This is a genomic window from Melaminivora alkalimesophila, assembly GCF_000282995.1.
In the GTDB taxonomy this organism is placed as follows: Bacteria; Pseudomonadota; Gammaproteobacteria; order Burkholderiales; family Burkholderiaceae_C; genus Melaminivora; species Melaminivora alkalimesophila.
Genome location: NZ_ALEE01000342.1, coordinates 1 through 8,445 on the forward strand (window position 1 = coordinate 1; position 8,445 = coordinate 8,445).

Annotated in this window: 8 protein-coding genes; 3 read left to right on the forward strand and 5 right to left on the reverse strand. The window is 67.6% G+C overall.

The features are described from left to right. The 5 genes from rmuC to A612_RS06380 all read right to left on the reverse strand — a co-directional run. Window positions 1-970: DNA recombination protein RmuC (gene rmuC / locus A612_RS06360; protein WP_019373674.1), on the reverse strand; the 970-nt coding region annotated here is incomplete at its 3' end. Between the two features lie 3 nt (window positions 971-973). Further along, window positions 974-1,957, reverse strand: coding sequence for a 2-hydroxyacid dehydrogenase (locus A612_RS06365; protein ID WP_040436243.1), 984 nt, complete (start codon window positions 1,955-1,957; stop codon window positions 974-976). 29 nt (window positions 1,958-1,986) lie between these two features. After that, complete coding sequence (locus A612_RS06370; RefSeq protein ID WP_019373676.1) at window positions 1,987-3,402, reverse strand: sodium:proton antiporter; 1,416 nt, start codon at window positions 3,400-3,402, stop codon at window positions 1,987-1,989. 90 nt (window positions 3,403-3,492) lie between these two features. Then, window positions 3,493-4,689: a nicotinate phosphoribosyltransferase gene (gene pncB / locus A612_RS06375; RefSeq protein ID WP_019373677.1), complete on the reverse strand. Its 1,197-nt coding sequence runs from the start codon at window positions 4,687-4,689 to the stop codon at window positions 3,493-3,495. A gap of 108 nt (window positions 4,690-4,797) precedes the next feature. Then, the gene (locus A612_RS06380; protein WP_019373678.1) at window positions 4,798-5,277 is read right to left on the reverse strand and encodes an acyl-CoA thioesterase; all 480 of its coding nucleotides are present in this window, start codon (window positions 5,275-5,277) and stop codon (window positions 4,798-4,800) included. A gap of 220 nt (window positions 5,278-5,497) precedes the next feature. Here A612_RS06380 and A612_RS06385 point away from each other — a divergent pair, with 220 nt between their 5' ends. The 3 genes from A612_RS06385 to A612_RS06395 all read left to right on the forward strand — a co-directional run bounded on the left by A612_RS06385 (window position 5,498) and on the right by A612_RS06395 (window position 8,271). Beyond that, window positions 5,498-6,067: a phasin family protein gene (locus tag A612_RS06385; RefSeq protein WP_019373679.1), complete on the forward strand. Its 570-nt coding sequence runs from the start codon at window positions 5,498-5,500 to the stop codon at window positions 6,065-6,067. A 262-nt stretch (window positions 6,068-6,329) separates the two neighbouring features. Next, complete coding sequence (locus A612_RS06390) at window positions 6,330-7,385, forward strand: Fe(3+) ABC transporter substrate-binding protein (protein ID WP_019373680.1); 1,056 nt, start codon at window positions 6,330-6,332, stop codon at window positions 7,383-7,385. 127 nt (window positions 7,386-7,512) lie between these two features. Continuing rightward, entirely contained in the window at window positions 7,513-8,271 is a 759-nt protein-coding gene (locus A612_RS06395) for a 3-hydroxyacyl-CoA dehydrogenase (RefSeq protein WP_019373681.1), read from the forward strand. The last annotated feature ends 174 nt before the right edge of the window (window positions 8,272-8,445 follow it).

Genomic DNA, 8,445 nt, shown 5'->3' on the forward strand with positions numbered 1-8,445 from the left:
CCAGCCACACCGGCTGCTCATCGCCCCGCCCCGGCAGGCGGATCGCGAACTCCACCAGGTCGTCGCTGCCCGGCATGGTCTTGACGTTCCTGGCGTACTGCTCAGGCGCGAGCACGTTGTCGATGATCAGCCCCAGCTGCAGCTCGCCCCAGGTGCCGCGCATCTTCACGTTGGTCATCACGCGCTTCAGGTCGCCCACGCTGCCGGCCAGCGTCTGCATCTCGCCCAACCCCTTGTGCACCTGCTCGAGCCGGTCGCTGACCAGCTTGAAGGACTCGCCCAGGCGCTGCTCGAGCGTGGCGTGCAGCTTCTCGTCCACCGTGCGGCGCATCTCCTCGAGCTTGGTGGCGTTGTCGCTCTGGATGGCGGCCAGCCGCTCGTTGAGCGCGCCGCGCAGGGCCTCGGCGCTTTGCTGGCTGGTGGCCGACAGCTCCAGCAGCTGGCGCGTGTTGCCCGCCAGCTGCTCCTTGAGCGCCAGCGCCATGGCCGCCAGCTGAGTGTGGATGTCGCCCTTGAGCGAGTCGAGCGTGGCGTGCATGGCCAGCGAGAGCGCATCGAAACGCTCCTGGATGCGCTGGCCGAACAGCTGCGTGCTCTGCGCAATCGCCTCGCGCGAGCGCTGGCTGCCCTCGGTGAGGGATTGGCCGGTCTGGCCGAGCTCGCGCCGGAACAGCTCCAGCGCCTCGGACAGCTCCTTGCGCCCGGCGGCCGCGTCGGCGCGCGACAGTGCCAGCTGCTGCTCCAGCCGCGCCTGCGTGTCCTGCGCAAGGCCGCGCAGCTGCTGGTCCATGGCAACCAGCGCCCCGTCGTTGCGCGCCACCGCCATCTGGGTGGCCTGCACGGCAGCCTCCAGCTGCTGCAGCTGCCGCAGCCACTCCGCCGGCATCTGCGGGCGCGCACTGCGCAGGAGCAGCACCACCAGCAGGGCGCCAATCAGCAGCAGCAGCGCAAGGACGAGGTAGATTTCCATGATTCAGGTCGTAGCTGCGGTTCCAGGCACCGGTGTGAGGGCCCTGCCCTCCTTGAAGAAGGCGATCAGATTGTCCGCCGCAAGACTCGCCATGGCGAGGCGGGTGGCGACGGTCGCGCTGGCGATGTGCGGCGTCAGCACCACGTTCGGCACCTCCAGCAACCCCGGGTGCACGCTCGGCTCGCCCTCGAAGACGTCCAGCCCGGCGGCCGCGATGCGCCGCTCCTTGAGCGCCCGGGCCAGCGCCGCGTCATCGACGATGCCGCCGCGCGCGATGTTGACCAGCGTTGCCGTGGGCTTCATGCGCGCCAGTTCCGCCGCGCCGATGGCATGGTGCGATTCGGCCGTGTAGGGCAGCACCAGCACCAGGTGATCGGCCTGGGCGAGCAGATCCTCCTTGGACACGTAGGCCGCCCGGCATTCAGCTTCCACCTCGGGTGCCAGGCGCGAGCGGTTGTGGTAGAGCACGCGCATGCCGAAGCCGTGCGCCCCGCGCCGCGCGATCGCCTGGCCGATGCGCCCCATGCCCAGGATGCCGAGGGTGCTGCCATGCACCTCGGCGCCGGCGAACATGTCGTAGCTCCAGTGCTGCCAGCGCCCGGCGCGCAGGTAGTGCTCGGCCTCGGTCATGCGCCGTGCGGTCGCGAGCACCAGCGCGAAGCCGAAGTCGGCCGTGGTCTCGGTCAGCACGTCCGGCGTGTTGGTGCCGACCACGCCCGCTTCCGACATGGCGTCGACGTCGAAGTTGTTGTAGCCCACCGCCATGTTGGCGACGATCTTCAGGCGCGGGCAGGCGGCCAGCAGTTGCGCGTCGATGCGCTGGCTGCCGGTGGTCAGCGCCCCGTCCTTGTCGGCCAGCCGCTCGGCCAGTTCGGCGGCGCCCCAGGCGACGTCCTCGTCGTTGGACTGGACCTCGAAGTGCGTGCGCAGGCGCTCGACGACCTCCGGAAAGATCCGGCGGGCCACCAGGATGCGCGGCTTGTTCACGGTCATGTTCGGTGCTCCTCCCGCCCGCCTCAGCGCAGCCAGATGAAGGTGATGGCAATGAACAGCGGCACCAGGATGACGCCGGACCACACCATGTAGCCGAAAAAGCTGGGCATGGGCACGCCGCGGTCCTCGGCGATGGCCTTGACCATCAGGTTGGGCGCGTTGCCGATGTAGGTGTTCGCGCCCATGAAGACGGAGCCCGCCGAGATCGCCGCCAGCGTCGCCGCGTGCGTGGTCATGAGCGTCACCGGATCGCCCCCGGCGGTGTTGAAGAACACCAGGTAGGTGGGCGCGTTGTCCAGGAAGGACGACAGCAGGCCCGAGGCCCAGAAGTACATGGCCGGATCGGGCGAACCATCCGGGCGCGTGACGGCCGACACGATGGCGCCGAAGGGCCCGTTCACGCCGGCTTTGAGCATGGCGATCACCGGGATGATGGTCAGGAAGATGCCGGCAAAGAGCTTGGCCACCTCCTGCATCGGTCCCCAGCTGAACTGGTTGTCCTCGTGCACCTGGCGCGGCGTCAGGATCAGCGAGACGATGGTCACCAGGACCAGGCCGGCATCGCGCACCAGCCCCGGCAGGCCGACCACCGTGCCGGCGATGTCCCACTGCACGTCACTCTTCCAGATGCCGCTCATCAGCACCAGCGCGACGACCACGCCCAGCAGGCCGAAGTTCGCCTTGCCGTCGAAGCCGAAGGTTTCGGCCGGCGCTGCCGCAGCGGCCGCCGACGGCGTGCGCTCGCCCGGCTGGCGCCAGTACCAGGCGTCGAGTGCGAAGAACAGCCCCAGCAGCACCGCCAGGATGAACAGCGTCTCCGGGAAGATGTGGCGCAGCGTCCAGAAGAAGTCCACCCCCTTGAGAAAGCCCAGGAACAGCGGCGGGTCGCCCAGCGGCGTGAGCGAGCCGCCCGCGTTGGAGACCGTGAAGATGAAGAACACCACCACGTGCGTGATGTGCTTGCGGCCTTCGTTGGCGCGAATCAAGGGGCGGATCAGCAGCATGGACGCGCCGGTGGTGCCCATGAAACTCGCCAGCACCGAGCCGATGACCAGCAACCCGGTATTGAGCAGCGCACTGCCCTGCAGGTTGCCGCGGATGTAGATGCCGCCGGCGACGGTGAACAGCGCCGTGAGCAGGATGACGAAGGGCAGGTATTCCGCCACCAGCGCGTGCACGAAGCCGGCGCCGGCCATCTGCGGGCCGAAGACCAGGGCAAAGGGCAGCAGGAAGGCCAGCGACCAGCCGGCCGTGATCTTGCCGAAATGGTGGTGCCAGAAGCGCGGCGCCACCAGCGGCAGCAGCGCGATCGACAGCAATACCCCGGCAAAGGGCACCCCCCAGAGCAGGGACAGCCGGCTGCCGTCGATGTCGGCCGCCGCCGCCAGGGCCGGCGCCAGGGTCAGCGCGGCCACCGCCAATGCGCGCAGGTGCTTCATGTCTTGGTCACTCCTCGGAAGTCTCGTTCTCGTTGTCTGGCCGCGCCGACCGCGGGATCGCGCCCGGCCGGCGGCCACCGGGTCCGTGCCTCACGGCGCGGGTATGTCGAACACCTGGCGCAGGTAGGCCAGGTATTTCTCGTCATCGCACATGTTCTTGCCGGGCGCATCCGACAGCTTCGCCACCGGCTGGCCGTTGCAGCGCGTCATCTTGATCACGATCTGCAGCGGCTCATAGCCCAGGTCGTTGGTCAGGTTGGTGCCGATCCCGAAGGCAAGCTGGCAGCGGCCATGAAACTGGCGGTGCAGCTCCACGATGCGCGGCACCGTCAGGCCATCGCTGAAGATCAGCGTCTTGGTGCGTGGATCGACCCGGTTGTCCCGGTAGTGCTGCAGCATGCGCTCGCCCCAGGCGAAGGGGTCGCCGCTGTCGTGGCGTGCGCCGTCGAAGAGCTTGCAGAAATACAGGTCGAAGTCGCGCAGAAAGGCGTTCATGCCGTACACGTCGGACAGCGCGATCCCGAGGTCGCCCCGGTACTCGCGCGCCCAGACCTCGAAGCCGAAGACCTGCGTGTCGCGCAGGCGCGGCCCCAGCGCCTGGCAGGCCTGCAGGTACTCGTGCGCCATGGTGCCCAGCGGCGTGAGCCCAAGCTTCATCGCATACAGCACGTTGCTCGTGCCCGCGAACTGCGCGAGCGGCCGCACGCGCTGCTCATCCGTGCCCAGCCGAGCGATCAGCACGCGCAGCACCTCCTCGTGCCAGGGGCGCGAGAAGCGCCGGCGCGTGCCGTAGTCGGCAATCTTCAGGCGCTCCAGCCCGCTTTCCTGCAGCTGGGCGATCTTCGCGTCCAGCCGGCGCCGCCCCTCGGGAAAATCGGGCACCGGCTGGGTGTTGCGGAAATACACCTCATTGACGATGGCCAGCACCGGGATCTCGAACAGGATGGTGTGCAGCCACGGCCCGGTGATGCTGATGTCGATCTCGCCCGAGCGCAGCGGCGTGACACGGATGTACTTCTCGTTGAGGCGGAACAGCCCGAGGAAATCGACGAAGTCGCTCTTGATGAAGCGCAGCGAGCGCAGGTAGGCCAGCTCCGCCTCCTGGAAGCGCAGGCTGCACAGCGAACGGATCTCCTCGCGGATCTCGCTCGCGTAGGGCGCCAGCTGCACGCCCGGGTTGCGGCACTTGAAGCGGTATTCCACCTGCGCCCCCGGGAAATGGTGCAGCACCACCTGCATCATGGTGAACTTGTACAGGTCGGTGTCGAGCAGGCTGGTGATGATCATGGGGTCAGCAGGCAAGGCAGCACGCCGGGCTTGGGCCGCGCTGGATGTGAGCGATTGTTGCACCGGCATCGCCCGGCAGGACAGGGACAGGCCCGGATGCCCGCATGGTCAGCGCGGCAGGGCCAGTTGCGCCACGGCCCGGCGCAGCGCCTGCGGCAGCGGGCGGGGCCGCCGCTCCTGCCGGTCCACATACACATGCACGAAGTGCCCGCAGGCTGCGCTCAGCGCCTCGCCCCGGGCGAACAGGCCCACTTCGTAGCGCACGCTGCTGGTCCCCACATGGGCGACGCGCAGGCCGGCCTCCACCTCCTGCGGAAAGGCCAGGGGCGCGAAGTAATTGCAGCGGGTCTCGATCACCAGCCCGATGGTCTCGCCCGCGTGGATGTCCAGCGCACCCTGGTCGATGAGGAAGCCGTTCACCGCCGTGTCGAACCAGGCGTAGTAGACGACGTTGTTCACATGGCCGTAGATGTCGTTGTCCGACCAGCGGGTGGCGATCGGACGGAACACGGCGTAGGCGCTGCGCGGCTCGGGTGCGGGCCGGGCCGCAGGCGCGGAAAGGGGGGAGGAAGCAGGCTCGGCGCTCATGGGAGGGGGATTGTGCCAGCGCCCGGGAAAGACGCCGCCGCGATGCCCTTCCTGTAGTCATCCTGATCAAAGTGCAGCAAATTGCTGCAGTGCAACAAAAAGCCTTGCAATCTCCGCCGCAGGCCCTAAAATTCGCTTTATGCTGCACTGCAACATGACTCCCCGGGTCACCAGCGCAGCCTTTGTAAACCGCCCGCGAGGGCATCACAGGAGTGAAGACATGACGCTGACCCAGGAACAACTGATCGCCTCCCACAAAGCCAACCTCGAGACCCTGTTCGGTCTGACGAACAAGACCTTCGAGGGTGTCGAAAAGCTGGTGGAGCTGAACGTGGCCGCCTCGCGCGCCGCCCTGAACGAGGCTGCCGCCCACGCCCAGGCCGTGCTGTCGGCCAAGGATGTGCAGCAGCTGCTGGCCCTGCAGGCCAGCCAGTTCCAGCCGCTGGCAGAGAAGGTCGCCTCCTATGGCCGCCAGCTGTACGAGATCGCCTCCGGCACCACCGCCGAGTTCAGCCGGGCCTTCGAAGCCCAGGCCGCCGAGGTGCAGCGCAACGTCGACAGCCTGCTCGACAGCGCCGCCAAGAACGCCCCGGCCGGTACCGAGACCTCGGTGGCCGTGCTCAAGAGCGCCGTGAGCGCCGCCAACAACGCCTTCGAGTCGGTCCAGAAGGCCGTCAAGCAGGCCAGCACCGTGGCGGAAGCCAACATGAACGCCATGGCCAGCAACGCCTCGCGCCAGACGGCCACCGCCGCCGCTGCCGCCACCGCTGCTGCACAAGGCAAGCGCTGATCTCGGGTTTACCCTATAATCGCTGACATCTGCAGAGGCCCCACGGTATCTGCACTCCAGTTGTCTCCTTGGATCCTCTCGAAACCTCCGTTTCCGGGATCCCTTCAAGCCCAGTCCCTGACTGGGCTTTTTTTTGTCCTCGCCACCAGCTTGGGAGCCTCCAACCTGACAAAGCTCAAGGATTGGTTCTTTGTCAGTTGGGAACGATTCTCGTTTGCCTTATCATCCAGCCTGTCCTCACTTCGAGAAAGCACCCCTGTCCATGACCATCCCCTTCAAGTCCCTCCTGCTCACCTGCGTCCTGGCGGCCGCGGCCGGCACCGCCACCGCCCAGGAAGAGAAGGTCCTCAACCTCTACTCGGCCCGGCACTACGCCACGGACGAGGCGCTCTACGACGGCTTCACCAAGACCACCGGCATCAAGATCAACCGCGTGGACTCGGACGACGCCGGCATCATGGCGCGTCTGAAGGCAGAAGGGGCCGCATCGCCAGCCGATGTGATCCTGCTCGTGGATGCGGCCCGCTTCTATCGCGGCGAGGTGGAGGGCCTGTTCAAACCGGTGCGCTCGGCGGTGCTCGAGGAAGCGATCCCGGCCAACCTGCGCGCCCAGCCGGCGGCCGACGGCGGCATTGCCTGGTTCGGCCTGTCCACGCGCGCGCGGGTCATCGTCTACAACAAGGCCAAGGTCAAGCCGGAGGATGTCGATACCTATGAGGAACTGGGCGACCCCAAGAACCGTGACAAGGTCTGCATCCGCTCGGGCTCGCACCCCTACAACCTGAGCCTGTTCGGCGCCGTCATGGAGCACATGGGCGAGGAGAAGACGCAGGCTTGGCTCAAGGGCATCGTCGACAACATGGCACGCTGGCCCAAGGGCGGCGACACCGATCAGATCAAGGCGGTGGCCACGGGCGAGTGCGAGATCGCCGTCACCAACAGCTACTACCTGGCACGCCTGATGCGCTCGGACCGCAAGGACGACAAGGCGATCGTGGAGAAGGTGGGCGTGGTGTTCCCGAACCAGGATTCCTGGGGCACCCACCTGAACATCGCCGGCGGCGCCGTGGCGCGCCACGCCAAGCACCCGGAGAACGCCGTCCGGTTCCTGGAGTACCTCGCCAGCCCCGAGGCGCAGAACTACTTCGCCAATGCCAACAACGAGTGGCCGGCCGCCAAGGGCGTGGAGTTCGACAACCCGGCCCTGAAGGCCATGACCGGCGGCAAGCCCTTCAAGACCGAGACCATCCCGATCGGCGCCGTCGGCGCGAACACCGTCAAGGTGCAGCAGATGCTCGACCGCGTGGGCTTCCGCTGACAGCGGCGCCCTGCCCGGCAGGCGCTCCCCAAGCCCGGCACTGCCGGGCTTTTTCATGCCGGCGCGGCGCGGGCCTCAGTGATAATTGACGTGTACGTCAACACCAACCACGCATTGGAGAGTTTCCATGGAGATCAAGGGCAAGGTATTCATCGTCACCGGCGGGGCGTCCGGCCTGGGTGAGGGCACGGCGCGCATGCTGGCAGCCGCGGGCGGCACGGTGGTCATCGCCGACATGCAGCAGGACAAGGGCGAGGCGGTGGCACGCGAGATCGGCGCCAGCTTCGTGCGCTGCGACGTGGCCAATGAGGCCGATGCCCAGGCGGTGGTGGACAAGGCCGTCTCCCTGGGCAAGCTGATGGGCCTGGTGAACTGCGCCGGCATCGCCCCGGCCGAGCGGACTGTCGGCAAGAACGGTGCCCACGCCCTCGCCACCTTCAGCAAGACCATCACCGTGAACCTGGTCGGCAGCTTCAACATGATCCGCCTGGCGGCCGAGGCGATGGCGAAGAACGAGCCCGAGGCGACGGGCGAGCGCGGGGTGCTGATCTCCACGGCCAGCGTGGCGGCCTACGATGGCCAGATCGGACAGGCGGCCTACGCCGCCTCCAAGGGCGGCGTGGTCGGCATGACGCTGCCGATCGCGCGCGACCTAGCGAGAAGTGGCATCCGCAACATGACCATCGCTCCGGGCATCTTCGGCACGCCCATGCTGTTCGGCATGCCCAAGGAGGTGCAGGACGCGCTGGCCGCGGGCGTGCCCTTCCCGAGCCGCCTGGGCACGCCCGAGGATTACGCCAAGCTCGTGCGCCACATCTTCGAGAACGACATGCTCAACGGCGAGGTGATCCGCCTGGACGGCGCCATTCGCCTGGCCCCCAAGTGATTCGGCGCCCCGGCCGGGCGGCAACCCACGACGCCCGCGCCGCGGGCGTTTTTTGTGGGCCTTGGGCGCCTTGCCGGCGCCATGGTGGCCCACAGAGCACGAAAAAACGGGTTGCGCCTTGCGGCACAACCCGTTTTCCAGAGACTTGGCGGAGTGGACGGGACTCGAACCCGC

Bases quoted from the DNA above. Each gene is read 5' to 3' on its own strand.
- A612_RS06385 (WP_019373679.1), top strand. From the start codon at position 5,498: ATGACGCTGACCCAGGAACAACTGATCGCCTCCCACAAAGCCAACCTC.
- pncB (WP_019373677.1), bottom strand. From the start codon at position 4,689: ATGATCATCACCAGCCTGCTCGACACCGACCTGTACAAGTTCACCATG.
- A612_RS06380 (WP_019373678.1), bottom strand. From the start codon at position 5,277: ATGAGCGCCGAGCCTGCTTCCTCCCCCCTTTCCGCGCCTGCGGCCCGG.
- A612_RS06390 (WP_019373680.1), top strand. From the start codon at position 6,330: ATGACCATCCCCTTCAAGTCCCTCCTGCTCACCTGCGTCCTGGCGGCC.
- A612_RS06370 (WP_019373676.1), bottom strand. From the start codon at position 3,402: ATGAAGCACCTGCGCGCATTGGCGGTGGCCGCGCTGACCCTGGCGCCG.
- A612_RS06395 (WP_019373681.1), top strand. From the start codon at position 7,513: ATGGAGATCAAGGGCAAGGTATTCATCGTCACCGGCGGGGCGTCCGGC.